The 19,811-nt window shown below is 79.8% G+C and carries 16 protein-coding genes and 1 tRNA gene; 5 read left to right on the top strand and 12 right to left on the bottom strand.

The features are described 5' to 3' along the window. Positions 1-8 precede the first annotated feature (8 nt). Positions 9-1,628 (top strand): dolichyl-phosphate-mannose--protein mannosyltransferase, encoded by a 1,620-nt coding sequence (locus EDC03_RS11245; protein ID WP_199720191.1) that lies wholly within the window; start codon positions 9-11, stop codon positions 1,626-1,628. A 145-nt stretch (positions 1,629-1,773) separates the two neighbouring features. Here EDC03_RS11245 and EDC03_RS11240 read toward each other — a convergent pair whose 3' ends face one another. The 8 genes from EDC03_RS11240 to galU form a co-directional block, all read right to left on the bottom strand. After that, complete coding sequence (locus EDC03_RS11240; RefSeq protein WP_123380320.1) at positions 1,774-2,580, bottom strand: aldo/keto reductase; 807 nt, start codon at positions 2,578-2,580, stop codon at positions 1,774-1,776. 122 nt (positions 2,581-2,702) lie between these two features. Then, positions 2,703-2,775, bottom strand: a tRNA-Ala gene (locus EDC03_RS11235). Positions 2,776-2,846: 71 nt separating this feature from the next. Next, a complete protein-coding gene (locus tag EDC03_RS11230; protein WP_123380319.1) occupies positions 2,847-3,908 on the bottom strand; it encodes a hypothetical protein in 1,062 nt (353 codons plus the stop codon). 405 nt (positions 3,909-4,313) lie between these two features. Then, positions 4,314-4,919: a GNAT family N-acetyltransferase gene (locus EDC03_RS11225; protein WP_123380318.1), complete on the bottom strand. Its 606-nt coding sequence runs from the start codon at positions 4,917-4,919 to the stop codon at positions 4,314-4,316. Between the two features lie 19 nt (positions 4,920-4,938). Beyond that, entirely contained in the window at positions 4,939-5,457 is a 519-nt protein-coding gene (locus EDC03_RS11220) for a MogA/MoaB family molybdenum cofactor biosynthesis protein (protein ID WP_123380317.1), read from the bottom strand. Beyond that, positions 5,450-5,878 carry a cyclic pyranopterin monophosphate synthase MoaC gene (moaC, locus tag EDC03_RS11215; RefSeq protein ID WP_422393822.1) on the bottom strand — a complete coding sequence of 143 codons (429 nt, stop codon included), beginning with the start codon at positions 5,876-5,878 and terminating at the stop codon, positions 5,450-5,452. The genes EDC03_RS11220 and moaC overlap by 8 nt, the downstream gene beginning before the upstream one ends. 38 nt (positions 5,879-5,916) lie before the next feature. Then, on the bottom strand, positions 5,917-7,326 hold the full coding sequence (locus EDC03_RS11210) for a molybdopterin molybdotransferase MoeA (protein WP_241967149.1): 1,410 nt from the start codon (positions 7,324-7,326) through the stop codon (positions 5,917-5,919). Continuing rightward, complete coding sequence (gene galU, locus EDC03_RS11205; RefSeq protein ID WP_123380411.1) at positions 7,275-8,195, bottom strand: UTP--glucose-1-phosphate uridylyltransferase GalU; 921 nt, start codon at positions 8,193-8,195, stop codon at positions 7,275-7,277. Before galU ends, EDC03_RS11210 begins: the two co-directional genes overlap by 52 nt. A 72-nt stretch (positions 8,196-8,267) precedes the next feature. On the opposite strand from galU, the gene EDC03_RS11200 reads away from it, so the two are divergent. Next, positions 8,268-8,903, top strand: a complete 636-nt coding sequence (locus EDC03_RS11200; protein ID WP_158674276.1) for a 5-formyltetrahydrofolate cyclo-ligase — start codon at positions 8,268-8,270, stop codon at positions 8,901-8,903. A gap of 7 nt (positions 8,904-8,910) precedes the next feature. Here EDC03_RS11200 and EDC03_RS11195 read toward each other — a convergent pair whose 3' ends face one another. Both EDC03_RS11195 and EDC03_RS11190 read right to left on the bottom strand, forming a co-directional pair. Further along, positions 8,911-10,545, bottom strand: a complete 1,635-nt coding sequence (locus EDC03_RS11195) for a cation:proton antiporter domain-containing protein (RefSeq protein WP_123380315.1) — start codon at positions 10,543-10,545, stop codon at positions 8,911-8,913. A gap of 48 nt (positions 10,546-10,593) precedes the next feature. Continuing rightward, positions 10,594-13,242, bottom strand: a complete 2,649-nt coding sequence (locus EDC03_RS11190) for a penicillin acylase family protein (RefSeq protein WP_123380314.1) — start codon at positions 13,240-13,242, stop codon at positions 10,594-10,596. 200 nt (positions 13,243-13,442) lie between these two features. Here EDC03_RS11190 and EDC03_RS11185 point away from each other — a divergent pair, with 200 nt between their 5' ends. The 3 genes from EDC03_RS11185 to mscL all read left to right on the top strand — a co-directional run bounded on the left by EDC03_RS11185 (position 13,443) and on the right by mscL (position 15,238). Then, entirely contained in the window at positions 13,443-13,856 is a 414-nt protein-coding gene (locus tag EDC03_RS11185) for an FmdB family zinc ribbon protein (protein ID WP_123380409.1), read from the top strand. 250 nt (positions 13,857-14,106) lie between these two features. Continuing rightward, entirely contained in the window at positions 14,107-14,700 is a 594-nt protein-coding gene (locus EDC03_RS11180; RefSeq protein ID WP_158674275.1) for an SAF domain-containing protein, read from the top strand. A 133-nt stretch (positions 14,701-14,833) separates the two neighbouring features. Then, a complete protein-coding gene (gene mscL / locus EDC03_RS11175; protein ID WP_123380407.1) occupies positions 14,834-15,238 on the top strand; it encodes a large conductance mechanosensitive channel protein MscL in 405 nt (134 codons plus the stop codon). Between the two features lie 51 nt (positions 15,239-15,289). On the opposite strand, the gene EDC03_RS11170 is transcribed toward mscL, so the two are convergent. Both EDC03_RS11170 and EDC03_RS11165 read right to left on the bottom strand, forming a co-directional pair. After that, entirely contained in the window at positions 15,290-15,529 is a 240-nt protein-coding gene (locus tag EDC03_RS11170) for a hypothetical protein (protein WP_148058063.1), read from the bottom strand. Beyond that, complete coding sequence (locus tag EDC03_RS11165; RefSeq protein ID WP_123380312.1) at positions 15,526-19,476, bottom strand: hypothetical protein; 3,951 nt, start codon at positions 19,474-19,476, stop codon at positions 15,526-15,528. The genes EDC03_RS11170 and EDC03_RS11165 overlap by 4 nt, the downstream gene beginning before the upstream one ends. Positions 19,477-19,811: the final 335 nt, after the last annotated feature.

The raw sequence follows: 19,811 nt of genomic DNA, 5'->3' as shown, positions 1-19,811 counted from the left end.
TGCGCCGGGTGACGACGAGCACGGCCGCGCCGACGGCGGCGGGGCCGCCGGGGCCCGACCCGGACGGGGCGCCGCGACGGGCCGCCGTCGTCGCCCGGGCCGCCGTGCTCCGCGAGCGCCTCGTCGGCCGCACGCCCACCGACGTCGTGTGGGGCTGGGTGGGTCCGCTCCTCGTCACCGCCCTCGCGGCCGTCCTCCGGCTGTGGGACCTGGGCCGCCCGACGACGCTCGTCTTCGACGAGACGTACTACGTCAAGCAGGCCTACTCCTACCTCGTCGCCGGCTACGAGCTGCGGTGGCCGGAGGGGGCCGACGCGGCCTTCGCCGCCGGCAGCCCCGCCCCCCTCGACGAGGCCGAGTTCCCCGTGCACCCGCCCGTCGGCAAGTGGGTGCTGGCGCTGGGGCAGCTCCTGCTCGGCTCGGACGACCCGGCCGGCTGGCGCCTCGGCGCCGCCGTGACCGGCACGCTGTCGGTGCTCCTCGTCGCCCGGCTGGGTCGCCGCCTCTTCTCCTCCACGCTGCTCGGCTCGACGGCCGGCCTGCTCCTGGCCGTCGACGGCCAGCACCTCGTCCTCTCGCGGACGGGGCTGCTCGACGTCGCCCTGTCCTTCTTCGTCCTCGCCGCCGTCGCCGCCCTCGTGCTCGACCGCGACGCCTCCCGGGCCCGGCTGGCGCGGCGCGTCGCCGGCCTGCCGGAGAGGGCGCTGGTGGGGGCGGGCCCGTGGCTGCTCGCCCGGCCCTGGCGGCTCGTCGCGGCCGTGTGCCTCGGGCTGGCGGTCGGCACGAAGTGGTCCGGGCTCTACGCCTTCGCCGCCCTCGGCCTCGCGAGCGTCCTGTGGGACTGCGGCGCGCGGCGGGCCGCCGGCGTCCGGCACTGGGCGGTGGGCGGCGTCGTCAAGGACGGGGTGCCCGCGGCCGTCGGGATGCTCGCCGTGGCGGGGGCCACCTACCTCGCCTCGTGGGCCGGCTGGTTCGCGAGCACGGGCGCCCACCTGCGGCAGTACGCGGCCGAGAACCCCGGCTACCTGCCGTGGCTCCCCGACCCGCTGGCGTCGCTGTGGAAGTTCCACGTCGACATGTACACGTTCCACGTCGGCCTCGGCAGCCCGCACCCCTACGAGTCGAGCCCGGAGTCGTGGCTCGTGCAGGGCCGGCCGACGTCCTTCTACTACGAGGCCCCCGGCCTCGGCGTCGACGGCTGCGACGTCCAGTCCTGCTCGCAGGCGGTCACCGCGCTGGGCAACCCGGTCGTGTGGTGGGGCGGCGCCGCCGCGCTCGTCGTCCTCGTCGGCGTGTGGGCCCTGGGGCGGGACTGGCGCGCGGGCGCCGTCCTCGCGCCCGTCGCGGGGCTGTACCTGCCGTGGTTCCTCTACCCCGAGCGGACGACCTACACCTTCTACACGGTGGCCCTGTCCCCGTACGTCGCCCTCGCCCTGACGATGGTGCTGGGGATGGTGCTCGGGTCGTCGACGGCCTCCCCCCGGCGTCGGCGGGCGGGCGCACTCGTGGCGGGCGCCGTCGTCGTCGCCGCGGTGCTGGCGGCGGCCTTCTTCTGGCCGGTCTGGACGGCGCAGACCATCCCGCTGGAGCACTGGCGCTGGCGGATGTGGCTGCCGAGCTGGATCTGAGCCCTGCCCCGACGCGCCCCACCACCCGACGCGAGCAGGCGCCTGCCCTCGCCCCTGGCCCCCTCCGGGACGAGAGCAGGCGCCCGTCCGCGTCCCCGAGGGCGTCGGGGGCCGGAGCAGGCGCCTGCTGTCGTCGGACGACGGGTCAGGCGGGGGCGATGCCGTCCACGCGGCGCACCTCGTCGGGCGTGAGGGCGAAGCCGAAGACGTCCGCGTTCGCCTCGATGCGCTCGGGCGTCACCGACTTGGGGATGACGACGACGCCGTGCTCGAGGTGCCAGCGCAGGACGACCTGCTGCGGCGTGACGCCGTGGCCGCGGGCGATCTCCCGGAGGACGGCGTCGCTCATGTCCGTCTTCTTGAAGGGGCTGTAGCCCTCGACGACGACGCCGCGCTCGCGGGACTCGGCGAGGAACTGCGCGTCGTGGAGCGCGGGCGCCCACGGCACCTGGTTGACGGCCGGCGCCGTCCCCGTGGCGCTCACGAGCTCGTCGACCTGCGCGGTGCTGTAGTTGCTGACGCCGGCGTCCCGCGTCTGCCCCTCGGCGCGGGCGGCGAGCACGTGCTCCCAGACGTCGGGACGGGCCTCGCCGTTCGGCGGCCAGTGGATGAGCCAGAGGTCGACGTAGGACGTGCCGAGGAGGTCGAGCGAGCGGGCGAGCACGGCGCGGGCGTCGTCGACCTGGTCCGGCGGCAGCTTCGTCGTGACGAAGACGTCCTCGCGCGGCACCCCGGAGTCGGCGAGGGCGCGCCCCACCTGGTCCTCGTTGCCGTAGCCGGTGGCCGTGTCGATGTGGCGGTAGCCCACCTGCAGCGCGTGGAGGACCGAGCGGTAGCAGTCGTCGCCCTCGGACTGCCACGTGCCGAGGCCGAGCAGCGGGATGGATCCCCCGCCGGGCAGCGTCGCGGTGGGGCCGGGCAGGCCGGTGGGGTCGGACGTCGGTGTCGTCATGCGACCACCCTCGCCGCCGGGGCCGCCCGGCGCGAGGCGACGACGGCCGCCCGACCCCCGGACGCACGAGAGCCCCTGCCGTGGCAGGGGCTCTCGGTGCTGCGGGCGGGCCCGCGGTGGGGTGGAGCTGAGGGGACTCGAACCCCTGACCCCCTCGTTGCGAACGAGGTGCGCTACCAGCTGCGCCACAGCCCCGGTGCCCCGGAGGGCGTGCCAGACACTACCAGCGCCGGACGGCCCGTCGCGCACCGTGGCCGGGCGTCGGCTCAGGCCGAGCGGCGGCGCCGCCGGGCCGGACGCGCGGGGCGGGCGGGCTCCTCGACCGGCGCCGGGCGCGGGGCCGTGGCGGGCCCGCGCAGGCCCGGGGCGGCGTCGGCCGCGGCGGCGGCGCGGAGGTCGGCGAGCGAGGGCAGGAGCCCGGTGACGGCGCCGGTCCGGGGGGCCGGCGCCGCGGCGGGGGCGGGGGCGGGCGCGGCGACGTCGGCGACCGCCGCGGGCGGCGCGGCCGACCGGGCGCGACGGGCCCGCTCGCGGGCGGCGGCCCGGGTGCGGACGGCGCGGCGGCGGAGCACGACGACGTCGGCGGCGAGGAGCAGCGGCAGCAGCGCGGCGGCCGGGGCGGGGACGACACCGAGCACGGCGAGGACGCCCACGAGGAGGGCGGCGGCCGCGGTGGTGCCGAGCCGCACGAGGTGGCGGACGGGCCCGTCGACGCGGCCGACGGGCCGGGCGCCGCCCGCCGGGGCCGCGGTGCGCGACGACGGCGCACGACGCGGGGCGGGGACGCCGGGGGCCGTCCCCGCGGGGCGGGCGGGGACGACGTCGGACGCGCGGACGTCGTCGACGGCCGGCACGGCGGCGACGGTGGTCGCGACCGGCGCCTCGAACGGGGCCTCGAGGGGGGTCTCGACGGCCGTGCCGGCGACGACGATGAGGTCCGACGAGCCCTCGAGCGGCGTCGCCGGGCGGCCCGCGAGGACGGGGCGGCTGCTCGAGCCGGGCGCGCACCGGGGGCGCGGGACGGCGGAGCGCCGGACGAGCACCCGCGCGCCGGGCGTCGCGCGCCGCAGGCCCGTCCCCGGGGCGAGGACCGTCGCCCCGGCCACGGCCGGCGTCGCCACCTCGCGCGCGGCGGTGTCCCGGCGGCCGGGGAGGGCACGCCGCAGGGGGGTGCGGGAGGCGAGGGGGACGGCGCGCGGGGCCGTCTCGGCGTCGCCGCGGCCGGCGGCGTGCCAGCTGCCGAGCTCCGCGCGGCGGCGGCTCATGCGCGGCACGCCGACGAGGAGGACCGCCAGGACCAGCAGCGCCGCCGTCGCCCCGCCGTCCATGTCACGGACGGTAGGCGGGCGCTCCCCCGCGCCCCGGGAGGCGCGCCGCCGCGCCCGGGCGCGGCGGTGACAGGCCCCACCACCCACCTCCCCCGCGGCGGTCTTCGGCGACGAAGTGCCGGCAGGGAGCGTCCCCGGCCGGTCTTCGGCGACGAACTGCCGACCCAGCGCGCCCCACGGCGCACTTCGGCGACGAACTGCCGACACAGTGCGCCCCAGGGCGCACTTCGGCGACGAACTGCCGACACAGCGCGCCTCACAGCGCACTTCGGCGACGGACTGCCTACACAGGGCGCCCGAAGGCGCACTTCGGCGACGAAGTGCCGACAGGGTGCGTCGCGAGGCGCTCCCCTGCGACGACAGGCCACGACGACCCGCTCGGGGGCCGCCCGGGTCGACGGGAGGCTACGAGGACCGGTGCGGGGGGCGGGCCGCGAGCCAGCGGGCGAGCAGGCCCTCCGGCACCTCCTCGGCCACGAGGGCGAAGGTGCGGTGGTCGCGCCACGCGCCGTCGATGTGGAGGTACGCGCGGCGCAGGCCCTCGTCGCGGAAGCCGAGCTTCTCGACGACGCGCAGGCTCGGCGCGTTCTCCGGGCGGATGTTGACCTCGACGCGGTGGAGGCCGAGCGAGCGGAAGCAGTGGTCGGTGACGAGCGCGACGGCGGTCGGCATGATCCCGCGGCCCGCGACGCGGCGGTCCACCCAGTACCCGACCGTGCCGGACCGCAGCGAGCCCCACGTGATCCCGGCGACGGTGAGCTGGCCGACCATCCGGCCGTGGTGCTCGACGACGAAGGGCAGCGCGTGGCCCTGGCGCGCCTGCGTCCGCAGCTCGCGGACCATCGCCGGGAAGGACGGCGGCGCGCTCGACCCGGCGGGCGGCGTCGCCTCCCACCGCTCCAGCCACCCGGCGTTGGCCGAGCGCAGCCGCGCCCACGCCGTCCGGTCCCCGCGGCGCAGCGGCCGCAGCGTGACGTCGCCGCTGCGGAGCTCGACCGGCCAGCCGCTCACCGGCCCGGCCCCGACGTGCTCACGCCGCCGGGCCCCCCGACGTCGCGGCGGCCCGGTCGTGGTCGCCGCCCGCCACCTGGTCGAGGGCGTGGGGCAGCACCTCGGCCAGCACGGCGAGGCCGTCGCGGCACCCGCCCGGCGAGCCGGGGAGGTTGACGACGAGCGCACGGCCCGCCGTCCCGGCCAGCCCCCGCGACAGCGACGACGTCGGGACGCCCGTCTCGCGCCCCCGCGCCCGCAGGGCCTCGGCGAGGCCGGGCAGCTCGCGGTCGAGCAGGGGCGCGGTCTGCTCGGGGGTGAGGTCGCGCGGCGTCAGGCCGGTGCCGCCGGTCGTGAGGACGACGTCGGCGCCCGCGGCGAGCGCGGCCCGCAGGGCCTCCCCCACGGCGTCGCCGTCCTCGACGACGACGGCGTCGCCCACGGCCAGGCCCATCGCCCGCAGGCCCTCGACGAGCAGGGGCCCCGTCTCGTCGGCGTAGAGGCCGCGCGCCGCCCGGGTCGAGGCGACGACGACGGCGCCGGCGCGCTGCTCAGCCACGCGTCCACGACCCGGAGCGCCCGCCGGACTTGGCGGTGACCCGCACGTCCGTGATGACGGCGCCGCGGTCGAGCGCCTTGACCATGTCGACGAGCGCCAGCCCCGCGACGGCGACGCACGTCAGCGCCTCCATCTCGACGCCGGTGCGGTCGGCCGTCCGGACGGTCGCGGTGATCTCGACGCCCTCGTCGGTGACCTCGACGTCGACCTCGACGGCGTGGACGGCGACGGGGTGGGCGAGCGGCACGAGGTCCGGCGTCCGCTTGGCGGCCTGGAGGCCGGCGAGCCGGGCGACGGCGAGCGCGTCGCCCTTGGGCACGCCCTCGCCCCGCAGCGCGGCGACGACCTCGGGCGCGCACAGCACCCGGCCGGCGGCGCTGGCGGTGCGGACGGTGACGTCCTTGGCGGAGACATCGACCATGCGGGCCTGCCCGCGGTCGTCGAGGTGGGTGAGGCCGCTCACGCGACGGGCCCCCCGGGCTCCGTGGTCGTGGGCCGCGGCGGCCCCGTGACGGCGGTCGACCCGCGCTCCAGCAGCATGCAGGCCAGCGTGTCACCGGGCCGCACGTCCGTCACCTCCTCGGGGACGACGGCGAGCGCCGTCGCCGTCACGAGGTCGGCGACGAGGTGGCTGCCCGGCCCGCCGATGGCGCCGACGTGGGCGACGCCGTCGTGGTCCCGCTCCAGCCGCACCCGGTAGAGCTGCCGCTTGCCCTCGACCGAGCGCCAGCCGCGGTCGACGACCGCCTCGACCAGGGGGCGCTGCAGCTCCACCTCGCCGAGGACGCGACGCAGCCACGGCCGCACGAAGGCCTCGAAGGAGACGTACGCGCTGACCGGGTTCCCCGGCAGCGTCAGCACGCGGACCCGGCGGCCGTCGGGCGCGGCGAGCCAGCCGGAGCCCTGCGGCCCGCCCGGCTGCATCGCCACCCGGACGAAGTCGACCGCGGGGCCGTCGGCGCCGCCCGCCCCGCCCGGCAGCGGCCGGGACAGCGCCTCCTTGACGACCTCGTACGCCCCGGCGCTCACGCCGCCGGTCGTGAGGACGAGGTCCGCGCCGGCCAGCTCCGGCGCGAGGGCCGCGAGCAGGCGCTCGGGCTCGTCCTCGACGGCGCGCACGCGGCGGGCGTCCGCCCCGGCCTCACGGCAGGCCGCGACGAGCACGGTGGAGTTGGAGTCGTGGATCTGCCCGGGGCCCAGCGGCTCCCCGGGCTCGACGACCTCGGTGCCCGTGGACAGCACGAGGACGCGCGGCCGCGGGTGGACGAGGACCGCGGGGCGGCCGAGCGACGCCAGCAGCCCGAGGTGGCGCGGCGAGAGCCGCTCCCCCGCCCGCAGGACCGTCTCGCCCTCCTCGACGTCCTCGCCGGCCCGCCGCACGTTGCGGCCGGGCCCGACGGGTCGGCGCACCGCCACGCGCGCGGGGGCGGGCCCGGTCTGGGCGGCGTCGGTCCACTCGACCTGGACGACGGCGACGTCGGCCGCGGCGGCGCCCTCCGCCACCGGCACGGTGGCGCCGGTCATGACGCGGACGGCGCGCCCGGGCGCGAGCGGCGGCACGTCCGCCGCCCCCGCCGGGACGTCGCCCGTGACGTCGAGGACGACCGGCGCGTCGTCGCTCGCCCCCGCCACGTCGGCCGCGAGCACGGCGTAGCCGTCCATCGACGAGCCGTCGAAGCGCGGCAGCGACATCCCGGCGACGACGTCCTCGGCGAGGACGAGGTCGAGGGCCTCGAGCAGCGGCAGCCGCCGGGGCGGCAGCGGGTCCGCGCCCTCGAGGACGACCGCCAGGTGGTCCTCGAGGCGCCGCGGGCCGCTCAGGAGCCCGAGGGGGCGGAGGTCAGCTCGTCGACGTTGTCGCGCAGCCACTCCCGCAGGTCCGGCCCGAGGTCCTCGCGCTCGCAGGCGAGCCGGACGACGGCCTTGATGTAGTCGAGCTTGTCGCCCGTGTCGTAGCGGCGGCCGCGGAAGACGACGCCGTGGACGCCGCCGCCGTCCTCCGCCGGCATGCCGGCGAGGGTCTGCAGCGCGTCGGTGAGCTGGATCTCGCCGCCCTTGCCGGGCTCCGTCCGCTCGAGGACGTCGAAGACGGCGGGGTGCAGCACGTAGCGGCCGATGATGGCGAGGTTCGAGGGGGCGTCCTCGACGGCCGGCTTCTCGACGAGGCCGGTGACCTTGACGACGTCGTCCTCGAGGGCGTCGGTGGCCGCCTCGTCGAGCGACGCGCAGCCGTAGAGGTAGACCTGCTCGCGCGGCACCTCCATGAGGGCGACGACGCTGCCGCCGAGGCGCTCCTGCACCTCGACCATGGTCTGCAGCAGCGGGTCCCGGGGGTCGATGAGGTCGTCGCCGAGGAGCACCGCGAAGGCCTCCCGCCCCACGTGCGCCTTCGCGACGAGCACCGCGTGGCCGAGGCCCTTCGGGTCGCCCTGGCGGACGTAGTGGACCTGCGCGAGGTCCGTGGAGTCGCGGACCTTGGCGAGCTTGGAGTCGTCGCCCTTGGCCTCGAGGCCGGCCTCGAGCTCGACGTTGCGGTCGAAGTGGTCCTCGAGGGCGCGCTTGCCGCGGCCGGTGACCATGAGGACGTCCTCGAGCCCGGCGGCGACGGCCTCGCGGACGACGTACTCGATGGCGGGCACGTCGACGACCGGGAGCATCTCCTTGGGCGACGCCTTGGTCGCGGGCAGGAACCGGGTCCCCTGCCCCGCAGCGGGGATGACGGCCTTGTGGATGCTCATGCGGCGCAGGCTAGCCGCGGCACCGCCCCCGGGGCTGGCGGGAGCCACGGCCGGGCGAGCAGACTGCCGCCCGTGGAGACCGCGGCGGCCACCGGGCGGACGAAGGACGGCCTCCGGCGCGCCGTCCTCGGGCGCCGGCGGGAGCGCCCGGACGCCGAGCGCGCCGCGGTGGCGGCCGCCCTCCCCGACGTCCTGCTCGGCAGCGGCCTGCTGCCCGACGGCGGCGTCGTCGCCTGCTACGCCTCGCTCGGCTCCGAGCCCGGCACCGGCCCGCTGCTGGCGCTGCTCGCCGAGCGCGGCTGCACGGTGCTCCTGCCCGTCACCCACGACGGCCGCGACGGCGGCGGTGTCCGCCTCGGCTGGGGGGCGGCCCGCGTCCCGGCCGCGGGCGGGCCGGTGCCGCCCGGGGCGGCGGCGTCCCCCGGCCCGGACCTCGGCCCGGGCGCCCTGGCCGCCGTCGAGCTGGTCGTCGTCCCGGCCCTCGCCGTCGACACCGCCGGCCGGCGCCTCGGCCGCGGGGGCGGCTACTACGACCGCGCGCTCGACGACCTGCGCCGCCGCCGCGGCTGGCTGCCGCCCACCGTGGCCCTCCTCCACGACGACGAGGTGCTCGACGCGGCGGTGGAGCCGGTCCCCGCCGAGCCGCACGACGTCCGGGTCGCGCACGTGGCGACGCCGACCCGGCTGCTCCACCTCGACCGCTCCTGACGGCGGCTCAGCCCGCCGGCCCGCCCCGCAGCTCGAGCGCCACCTGCTCGGCGTCGACGGCGTCCAGCACCGCGCCGAGCACCTCGGCGTCGTGCACCCCGAGGTCGCGGGCGTCGAGCAGCGCCACGCGCGAGGCCCGCAGCTGGCGCAGCCGGTGCTGCTTCGCGGGCTCGTCCGGCCGCGCCGCGACGCCCTCGGCCACCCCGCGCACGAGGCGCAGGACGGCGGCCCTCTCCTCGGCCGCGGACGCCGGGTCCTCCGCCGCCGGCCGCAGCCACCGCAGCGCCGTGCCGAGCGTGCCGCCCTGGACCACGAGCGACAGGGCGGCGACGCCGAAGGCCACGAGCAGCAGCAGCGAGCGGTCCTCGGGGCCGTCCGCGCCCGTGGGCAGCGTCTGCGCGGCCGCCACCGTCACCGCGCCGCGCATGCCCGCCCACACGACGACCGCGCCCTCCCGGGGCCCGAGCGGGTACGCGGCGAGGTAGTCGATCCCGGCGAGCACCGACTGCAGGCGCCGGCCGAGCCGCGCGGGGTCGACCGGGCGGTCGTCGCCGCGGCGGCGCAGCTGCAGCTCGACCTCCTCGCCCTCGAGGAGCCGCCGGTGCAGGTCCTCCACCCGGCCGCGGGCGCGCAGCACCCGCCGCGTCCCCAGGTGCATGCCGCCGAGCAACGGGACGACGACGGCCGCCCGCACCGCGAGCACGACGACGAGGACGACGGCGGCGATGCCGAGCGCCCGCCCGACGACCCCGACGCCGCCCGCGGCGTCGACGATGCCGGCGATCTCCAGGCCCATGAGGAGGAAGACGGCGCCCTCGAGCACGAGGGAGACGGTGGCCCAGTTCTCCGTCTCGCTCCGCCGGTGCTGGGGGCCCAGGAGGCGCGGCGCGTTCCGCCCGACGACGAGCCCCGCCACGACGGCGGCGACGAGACCGGACCCGCCGACGGCCTCGGCCGGCAGCGCGGCGACGAAGGGCGTCGTGAAGGAGACGGCCGTCGTCACCGTCGGGTCGTCCAGCCGGGCGCGCAGGCGCAGCGAGCCGTGCCCGGCGAGGAGCCCGACCGCCACCGCGGCCACGACGGTCCAGACGAACTGCCCGGCGACGCCCCAGAAGGACACGGCCCCGGCCGCCGCGGCGACGGCCGCACGGACGAGCACGAGCGCCGAAGCGTCGTTGAGGAGGCTCTCGCCCTCCATGATCGCGGTGACCCGGTGGGAGACGCCCGAGCGTCGGACGACCGCGGTGGCGACGGCGTCCGTCGGGCTGACGACGGCCCCGACGGCGACGCCCCAGGCGTAGGGCAGCCCGGGGACCAGGAGCGTCAGGACCGCCCCGACGACGAGCGCGGACACGAGGACGAGGACGACGGACAGCGCGCTGACGGCCGCGGCGTCGCGCCTCAGGTCCATGGCCGGCACGGACACGGCGGCCGCGTAGAGGAGCGCGGGCAGGATCCCGGTGAGGACGAGCTCCGGCGGCACGCTGACGACGGGCACGAAGGGCAGGACGCTGACGACGACGCCCAGCGCCAGGAGGACGAGCGGCGCCGGCAGGCCGAGCCGGGGGGCGGCCGCGGCGGCGAGGGCCACGGCGAGCGTGCCCGCGGCGACGACGGCGACCGCGACCTCCACGGCGCGCATCCTGCTCCCCGCGGCCGTCGCGCGGCGCGACGACGCGCGCCGCCGGGGTCAGCCCTGGGGCCGCGGCACCAGCGTCAGCTCGTCCCGCGCCGCCGCGGCCACGCCCTCGGGCGTGAAGGCCCACGGGAAGGAGCCTCCCTCGGCGTAGGTCTCCAGCTGGTCGGTGCGGTGCCCGCTCCAGGGGTGCTCGCTGACGCCCGCGACGTCGACCCACCGGCCGGCGTCGGCGTCGCCCATGTCCACGACCATCCGCAGCGAGGGCAGCGCCACGACGTCGTACCCGCGCCGCGCGTCCCACGACGTCGCGTCCACGACCGAGCCGCTGCCGCCCAGCTCGACGGGGCCCGCGGTGAACAGCGAGCGGACGGGCGCGGGGACGCCGTCGGTGCCGAGGACCTGGTTGCGCAGGGTGAGGCGGTGCAGCCGGCCCCACTGCCACTCCTGCGGGTCCGCCCCGAGCTTCGCGGTCAGCTCCAGGCGCGCGTCGACGAGGGCGCGGCCGAGGACCTGGTCGCGCGTCTCCACGACGGCCGGCGTCGTCGCGTCGTCCCACCACGGGCTGTCGGGGTCCTCGAGCAGCCGTCCGACGACCGTGTACCAGCGGCTGCCGCCGGAGGGCTGCGCCACGTCCGGGAGCTGGTCGGCGAAGGTGAGGCGCAGGACGTTGGACCAGACGGCGTAGTAGTAGGCCGCCGCCGCCGAGTCCGGGGGCGTGCTGCCGTCCCAGCCGCGCAGCAGCGCGGTCGCCTCGCGGGTGAAGTCGCGCTGCTCCGCCGTCGTGCCGTCGCCGCTGGGCAGCGGCGCGGACAGCAGCGCGGGCACGAGCACCTCGGCGAAGGGGTCGACGTCGTCGCCCTGCAGCGCCGCCATGTCCTCGACGGTGATCGGCCGGCCCTCGGAGACCTGGGCCTCGAGCGCGGCCCGGATGCGCGCCGCCCGGTAGCCCTGGTCGAGGTCCTGCGAGAGGGCCGGCCCGTCGGCCGTGGCCTGCTGGTTGGCGCTGACGACGAGCCCGTCGGCGGGGTCGACGGCGGAGGGGAGGTCCTCGAAGGGGACCGTGCCGGCCCAGTCGTAGGCCGGGTCCCAGCCCGGTCGCGGCCACGTGCCGTCCTGCTGGCCGAGCCCGGTGCCGCGCTGGCGGACGGGGACGCTGCCGGTGACCTGGTAGCCCACCCGCGTCGTGTCCGCGTAGACGAGGGTCTGCCCCGGCACCTCGAGCAGCGAGGCCGCCTCGCGGAAGTCCTCCCAGCCCGTGACCGCGCCGAGCGCGAAGACGGCGTCCATCGAGCGGCCGGGCGTCAGGGCGGTCCACCGCAGCGCGACGGCGTAGCCGGCGTCGCCCGCGGCGGGCGCGGTCTCCGGCACCGGCGCGCGGCGGCCGGCGGCCGCGAGGGCCGGGACGGCGTCGGACAGCAGCGGGCCGTGCCCGCTGCTCCGGACGGTGATGGCGACGGGGTCGGCGCCCGCGACCTCGATGGTCTCGGTGCGCGTCTCGAGCGGGACCTCCTCCCCCGCGACGAGGGCGCTGCCGTCGCGCACCCGCTCGAGGAAGAGGTCGGAGACGTCGGCGCCGGTGTTGGTGAGGCTCCAGGCCACCTCGGGCGTGCGGCCGACGACGACGCCGGGCATCCCGGCGAAGGAGAAGCCGGCGACGTCGAAGGGGCACGCCGCGCTGCGCTCGCGGCACCGCAGGTGCACCTGCGACCACGTCGAGGGGAAGGAGACGGCGAGGTGCGGGTCGCCCGCCAGCATCGGCGCCCCGCTCTCGGTGTGGGTGCCGGCCACGGCCCAGGCGTTGGAGCCCAGCCCGTCGGCGCCCCCGGCGCCGAGCCCGGCGTAGCGGTCGAGGACCGCCGTGACGCTCGCGGCGGCCCGCCCCGTCGCCGCCACCGGGGCGGACGGGTCCGCGAGCGCGGCCGCGACGGCGGCCTCGGGGTCCGCCGCGGGCAGCGGGCCGTCGGCCGGGCGGGTGGCCGCGGCCGGCGTGGTGTCGCCCGGGCCGAGGACGACCGGCGGGGCGTCCGCGGCGGTCGGGGACGGGAAGAGCTGCTCGACGAGGGCGACGTCGCCGACCGCGCCGTACGCCGCGGCCCGCGCCAGCTCCTCGTCGTAGTTGGCGCGCAGCGACCACGCCATGGCCTTGAGCCAGGCGAGGGAGTCCACCGGCGTCCACGCCTCGACGGGCGGCAGGTCGCCGCGCACGCCGAGCGCCGTGTACGCCGCCGACAGCTCGCCGGGCGAGCGGCCGTCGACGTAGGCGTTGACGCCGTCGGCGTACGCCTGGAGGTACGTCCGGGTCTCGGGCGCGAGGAGCGGCAGCTCCTCCTCGGCGACGCGGCGCCAGCCGAGGGTGCGGACGACGACGTCCGCCTCGACCGCCTCGGGGGCGTCCCCGACGAGCTCGGCGAGGCGGCCGGCGGTGACGTGGCGGCGCAGGTCCATCTGGAAGAAGCGGTCCTGGGCGTGGACGAAGCCCTGGGCCCGGAAGAGGTCCTCCGGGTCGTCGGCGACCACCGTCGGCACGCCGCGGTCGTCGCGCAGCACCTGGACCGGCCCGGACAGGCCCGCGAGCACGAGCTCGCCGGACGTCTGCGGCAGCGGCCGGCGCACGAGGACCACGACGGCCGCCGTCGCCACCAGCGCGACCACGAGCAGGGCGACGAGGGCGACGAGACCGGCGGAACGGGTGCGCGACACGGCGCGAGGGTAGCCGTGCGGCCCCCTCGGACCCGGGTGCCGAGGGGCGCCCCGGCGGGTCGGCGGGGCTCGCGCGCGGGGCTATCATTGGCACTCGCGGAGGGCGAGTGCCAGCCGCCGACGCCCGGGCCGCCGCCGGGCGCCCCGCCCCGACCGCGCCGGGCCGCACCCCGCCCGGCGCTCCACCGCTGGAGGCCCTCGTGCCCACCTACGCCTACCGCTGCCGGGACTGCGACACGCCCCTGGAGGCGCAGCAGTCGTTCAGCGACCCGAGCCTCACCGAGTGCCCCACCTGCGGCGGACGGCTGCGCAAGGTCTTCAGCAGCGTCGGCGTCGTCTTCAAGGGGTCGGGCTTCTACCGCAACGACTCCCGCACCGGCTCGGGCTCGGGCTCGGGCTCCTCGTCCGGCGGTTCCGGGACGTCGTCGTCCGGGGGCGCGGGCGAGACGTCCTCCTCCGGGGGCGGCTCGAGCTCCGGGAGCAGCTCCTCGGGCGAGGGCTCGTCGTCGGGCGGCTCGTCGTCGGGCGGCTCCTCCGGCAGCAGCTCCTCCGGCGGGGGGTCGGCGTCGACGTCCTCGTCGTCCTCCGGCAACGGGTCCTCCTCCACCTCCTGACCGCACGCGCGGCGCGCACCGCCCGCGCCGTGGCGCCGCCGTCCACAGGGCTGCCCGCCACCGGCCCGGGGGCGGCCGCGGCGACCTAGCGTCGCGGCGTGGACGAGGGGGGACGGCGGGGACGGCGCCGCGGGACCGGCGGCGGCGCGGCGGACGTCGTGGCCGCGGTCGGGGGCGCCCCCACCCGCTCGCCCGCCGTCTGGTCGCCGCCCTGCTGCTCGCCGCCGCGGCCGGCGTCGCCGTCCACGCCGTGCGCCCGACGCCGCCCGCGGCCCCGCTGCTCCTCGCCGCGGCCGCCGACCTGCCGGCCGGCCACGTGCTCGCCGCGGCCGACCTCGTCCGCGTGCCCGTGCCGGCGGCCGTCGCGCCCGCGGGGGCCCTCGGGCCCGCCGACGACGGCGCCGTCCTCGGCGCCCGGCTGACCTCGGCGGTCCGGTCCGGCGAGCTCCTCACCGACGCCCGCCTCGGCGGCCCCGGCCTCCTCGTCGGCGCCCCGGCCGGGCAGGTGGCCCTCGCCGTCCCCGTCGGCGGCGCCACCGGGGCGCTCGTCCGTGCCGGGGACGCCGTCGACGTCCTCGCCCCGCCGGCGGCCCCCGCCTGGGACGCGGGCGGGTCGGTCGACGGGATCGCCGCAGCGGGCGCCGCCGTCGTCGTGGCCCGGGGCGCCGTCGTCCTCGACGTGCCGGCGGCGGCCGGGGGCACCGGGCTGCTGCCCGCGGGCGGGGGCACGCCCGGCGTCGTGGTGCTCGCCGTCGCCCGGGGCGAGGCGGCGGAGGTCGCCGCCGTCACGGCGACGGGCGGCTCGCTCGTCCTGGCGCTGCTGCCGCCCGCGGCGCCGCCCTGAGCGGCCCGGCCGGCGCGGGGGTCCGGGGAGGTCGTCCGGAGGTCGTCGCCGGAGGGCCCCACCGGCGCCCGCGGGGTCCTAGCCTCCCGACGGCCCGTGCGGACGCCGGGCCCACCCGAGCACTGGAGTGGGCATGATCAAGGGGTTCAAGGACTTCCTGCTGCGCGGCAACGTCATCGACCTGGCCATCGCCGTCGTCATCGGCGCGGCGTTCACCGCGGTCGTCACGGCGCTGGCCACCGACGTCATCGGCGGCTTCATCGCCGCCATCTTCCAGCAGCCCGACATGAGCGGGTTGGGCTTCGACATCGGCGACGGCCGCGTCGTCCTGGGGACGACCGTCGCAGCGCTCATCAACTTCGTCATCGTCGCGGCGGTCATCTACTTCCTCATCGTCGTCCCGATGAACCGCCTGCTGGCCCTCCGCAAGCAGGGGGTCGAGCCCGAGGTCGCGGCGCCCAGCGAGGACATCCTCCTGCTGCAGGAGATCCGCGACCTGCTCCGCGCGCAGGCGGAGCAGCAGCGCCGGGAGCCCTGAGCCCCCTCCCCCGCCGGGGCGGGGCGTCCGCCCGCGGGCGGCCGGCGCACCTCACCAGTGCGGCGGCCGCTCGCGGAGGAAGCGCTCGTCGTCGTCGCCGCGCTCGTCGTCGCCCCAGGCGCGGGCGCTGTCCTCCCCCGCCGAGCGCGGGAGGACGGGCGCGTCGTCGTCGTCCCGGGGCGCCCGCGGCGCCGCCGGGGCGGGCCCCGACGGCCCGTGGCCGGCGCGCCGGCCGTCCGCGGCCCCCGGCGCGGCCCCCGGCTCCGGGGCGCCCGTGCCGTCGCCGCTCACGCCGCCGCCCACGGCGCCCGCGCGGCCGCGACGACCCGGGCCGCGACGGCGGCCGGGTCGACGAGGAGCTCGCTCGCGGCCACGTGCACGACCGACCAGCCGGCCGCCCGCAGGGCGTCCGCCTCCGCCAGCCGCCGCAGCGGGTCCGCCGCGGCGACGCGGACGGCCGCGGCGCCGTCGCCCGCGGGGACGGGCCGCGCGTCCGGCAGGACGGCGACGGAGCGCCCGTCCGCGAGCACCGCGGCGAGGTCGGGGTCCCCGGGTGCCCGCGCCGGCACGACGGCGGCCCCCGCGGCCCGCAGGTGGCGCACGAGCGCGGCGAGCAGCGGGTCCGCCGCGTCGGGGTCGCCGTCCGCGTGGGCGGCCAGCGCCGTGGCGGCGTCGTCGCCCGGCGCCGGCACGGCGGGCGCCGCCGGGAGCGCGTCCGCGGGCGGCACCTCGGGCCGGTCGTCCGTGGCCGTGGCCTCCGCCGCGGCGACGAGGAGGGCGCGCAGCGCCCGGGCGCCGGGGGTCCGCAGCCGCTCGGCCTCCAGCGCCGCCGGGTCGAGGCACGACACGACGACCAGCCGGCGGCGGGCGCCCGCGGCGGCGTCGGCCAGCGCCGCCGCCCCCGCGGCCGCGTCGAGCGGGCCGAAGGAGCTGAGCACGCGGCCCCGCTCCGTGGGGGCGAAGGCCGTCGACAGCACGAGGACGTCGCGGACGCAGCCCTGCGCGCGGCCCACGTCGGTGACGACGAGCGGCTCGCTCCGGGGCGCGGCGGCGAGGGCCCGCGTCACGGCGGGGTCCTCGGCGACCGCGCGGCGCAGCGCGTCGGCGGTGCGGCGGGCGTGCTCGCGGGTCACCGCCACGACACCGAGCGAGCGCGAGGGGTCCTCGAGCAGCGCGGCGAGGACGACGTCGACGACGGCGGAGACCTCCGCGTCGACGCTGTGCACCACGCCGTCGTCGCCGGCGCGGCCGCGGCCGTCCACGGACCGCAGCTCGACCGGGCGGGCGCCGGGCGGGGTCGGGACGCCCCGCGGCGGCACGCCCTGGGTCGACGCGTCCCCGGCACGGTCGGTCCCGGCGTCGTCGCCCTGCTCGGCACGGACGGCGGCGAGGACGGGCAGGAGCTGGCGCGGCAGGCGGTGCCGCCCGCCCAGCGCCCGCTCGTCGAGCGCGCCGGCCAGCGCGGACCAAGCGCCCGCGCGCGCCCCGGCGCCCGGGTGCTCGGCGGCGGGCGAGCCGACGACGCCCGCGCCCGGCGGGGGCCCGGCGGGGTCGCCGACGACGAGGACCTGCGTCCCCCGGGCCAGCGCGAGGGCCGCCTCGGGGAGGCCGACCGCGTGGGCGTCGAGGAGGACGACGAGGTCCACCGCGCCGTCGGGGCCGTCGAGGGCGCCCGCCCGCCGCGGCAGGGCGAGCGCGGAGGCGCCGCGGACGTCGGGCGGCGGGGCGGCGTCGGAGGGCGCCGCGAGGGCGGCCACGAGACCGGCGGCGGCCCGGGCACGGGCGTCCGCGGTCCCGGCGACGAGGAGGGCGCGGGCGTCGTCCGCCCGTCCGGGCAGCACGTCGTCGAGGACGCCGCGCGAGCGTGCCAGCTCGAGCGCCGACGCCCGCACCGCGAGGCGCACCTCGTCGGCCGCCGCCCCGCCGTCGAGCGCCCGGGCCCGCAGGTCCGCCACGAGGGCGCCGAGCCCCAGCCCCCCGAGGTGCACGAGCACGTCGACCCGGGCGGGGAGGTCGCCCCGGGCGTCCTCGTCGGTCGCGAGGGCGGTGAGCCGGGCCGAGAGCGCGTCGAGGTCGGCACCGCGGAGGCTGCCGTCGCGCGTCGGGACGACGACCGGCTCGAGCAGGGTCAGCTCGGCGCGGACCTCGGCGAGCGCGCGCTGGGCGCCGCCGATGCCGCGGGGGGTGCGGGGGCGGCCGCCGTCCTCGGCCGCTGCCGCCCACGCCCGCCGTTCGGCGTCGGCACGGCGCAGGTCGGCGCGGAGGTCGGCGGGACGCGCGCCCGGGCGGACGAGCTCGGCGACGACCTTCCCGGCCGTGCGGCGCGCGCGCCACGTCGCGTCCTGCCCGAGCGAGCGGACCAGCTCGCCGAGCGGGCGCTGGTAGACGCCGGGCAGGAAGCACTCGAGGGTCCCGCGGACGTCGACGAGCAGCTGCAGCCGCTTCTCGACCTCCTCGACGGTGCGGGGCGCCCGCAGGCCGGTCTGCTCCCCGAGCCGCGCCGTCTCGGCGGCGAGGCGCGGCAGCAGCTCGTCGGCGAGCCGGGCCGCCCGGTCGCGGGCGGCGACGACCTCGCCGGAGGAGCGCACCGCGGCGTCCTCCCACGGCCCGTCGGCCAGCTCGGGGCGCAGGGCCCCCAGCCGGGCGGCGTCGACCACCCGCGCGACGACGACGTCGAGGCCCTCCGCCGCCACGGCCCGCACGGCGGGCTCCGGCAGGCGGACCGCCGTCCGCGGGGGGCGCGGGAGGGCGGCCAGGTGCGCCAGCTCGTGGAGGAGCCGGAGCACGCCGACGTCGAGGCCGTCGCCGGCCGGGACGTCGAGGGCCCGGGCCCCCGCCCGCAGCCGCGCGGTGGCGCTCGCCACGGCCGCGGCGCCGTCGGCCCCCGCGCCGCGGGCGTCGTCGTCCCCCTCGGGCGCGGCCGGGACGGCGCCGACGACGGCGTGCTCCCCCGTGCGGGCGGACGGCGAGCGGCCGGCGGCCGCGGCGCCCAGGGCGCCCGCCACCACGGGGGCGAGCCCGGTCCCGTGCAGCCGGCGGACGACGTCCTCCACCTCGGGCAGCGCGGGGGCGACGAGCAGGACCCGGCGACGGGCGCCGAGGGCGGACGCCACCACCTGGGCGACGAGCTGGGTCGCCCCGGCGCCGGGCGGCGCCACGAGCCGCAGCGACCGGCCCGCCGCCAGGGCGTCGTGCGCGGAGCGCTGGTCCTCGTCGAGGGGCAGCACCCAGCGCCGCCCGGCGTCGTCCCAGGGGGCGGCCGCGGGCACGGGGCCCGACGGGCCGGAGGGCAGGTCGACGGGCCCGTCGACCTCCGCCGCGGCGAGCGCCGCCACGACGGGCGGCACGGGCCGGCGTCGACCGAGGGCGGCGACGTCGCGCACGAGCGCCCCGGCGAGGTCCGGGTAGACGCCGACGAGGGTGCGCTCCGCCAGCTCGAGGCCGGGCACGTCGGCCGTGCGGGCCCTCATCTCGCCCAGCGCGCGCCGGTGCGCGTCGCCCCGGCCGTCGGCGAAGGGGGCGAGGACGGCCTGCTCGTCGACCTCGTGGCCCCGCTCGCGCAGCAGGCGCAGCACCTCCGGGTTGACGACGACGACGGGGTCGAGGTCCAGCTCCTCGTCCAGGGCCGCGGCCCCGCGGGGGTGGACGGCGAGCAGCTGCAGCAGGGCGGGGGCGTGGACGTCGACGGCCCCCGTCCCCGCGCTGCCGTCGCCCGCCAGGGCCGGTGCCGCCCAGCGCACGAGGCCGACGGCCAGCGCGCAGGGGCGGACGCCGTGGGCGTCGTCGACCTCCTGCGCCGCCGTGCGCAGGGCCCGGACCCGGGTGCGCGCGACCGCGTGGGCGCCGCGCTCGCGGAAGAGGGACGAGAGCCGGGTCGGCCGCCCGGCCCAGAAGGCCGCGAGGCCCGAGGGGTGGGCACCGCCGAGGTCGAGCGGCTCGACGAGCTCGCCGGCCGCGGTGCGGTCGTCGAGGAGGACGCCACGGCCGCCCGTCGTCGCGAGCTCGGCGGCCCACGCGTCGAGGACCGCGGCCAGGGGCACGGGGGCCGGGCCCGGGTCGACCGCCGCGGGGGCGGGCTCGGGCGCCGCGGTGGCGGCGGGCCGCTCGGCGGCCGCCGCGGGGGCGGACGGCCGGGGGGCGGCGGGGCTCTCGTCGGCCGGCGCGGCGGCCGTGCCGAGGCCGAGCAGCGAGCGCCAGCGGGAGCGCGGCCGCGTCGGGGGTCGGTCGGCGTCGGGCACCCGCGCACGCTAGCCGAGCCCCCGGGGCCGCCCGGGCGGCGCGCAGGGCGGCCCCGGACGCACGACGACCCCGTCGCCGGGGGGCGACGGGGTCGTCGTCGGCTCGCGGGAGCCTCACGTGGAGGCAGTGCGCACCGCACAGGGGGGGCTAGCGGTGCGCACTGCTGCGGAGGAGTGTGCGTCGCGGTCGTTCGAGCGTCAACTTCCCCCGGCGGCGCGTCGGCCGTCTCGTCCGGCTCGCCCCGCCGCGCCCGGGACGTCCCGCCCCGCCGGGTGACGCGCGGGTCCCCCGGCCGGGCGGCCCGGGCGACCCGGGGCGGCCCGGCCGGTCGCCG

This window comes from Pseudokineococcus lusitanus, from assembly GCF_003751265.1.
Classification (GTDB): Bacteria; Actinomycetota; Actinomycetes; order Actinomycetales; family Quadrisphaeraceae; genus Pseudokineococcus; species Pseudokineococcus lusitanus.
The sequence above is the reverse complement of the archived record's forward strand: the minus strand, read 5'-3'. Positions and strand labels throughout refer to the sequence as shown.

Bases quoted from the DNA above. Each gene is read 5' to 3' on its own strand.
- EDC03_RS11240 (WP_123380320.1), bottom strand. From the start codon at position 2,580: ATGACGACACCGACGTCCGACCCCACCGGCCTGCCCGGCCCCACCGCG.
- EDC03_RS11230 (WP_123380319.1), bottom strand. From the start codon at position 3,908: ATGGACGGCGGGGCGACGGCGGCGCTGCTGGTCCTGGCGGTCCTCCTC.
- moaC (WP_422393822.1), bottom strand. From the start codon at position 5,878: ATGGTCGATGTCTCCGCCAAGGACGTCACCGTCCGCACCGCCAGCGCC.
- galU (WP_123380411.1), bottom strand. From the start codon at position 8,195: ATGAGCATCCACAAGGCCGTCATCCCCGCTGCGGGGCAGGGGACCCGG.
- EDC03_RS11195 (WP_123380315.1), bottom strand. From the start codon at position 10,545: ATGCGCGCCGTGGAGGTCGCGGTCGCCGTCGTCGCCGCGGGCACGCTC.
- mscL (WP_123380407.1), top strand. From the start codon at position 14,834: ATGATCAAGGGGTTCAAGGACTTCCTGCTGCGCGGCAACGTCATCGAC.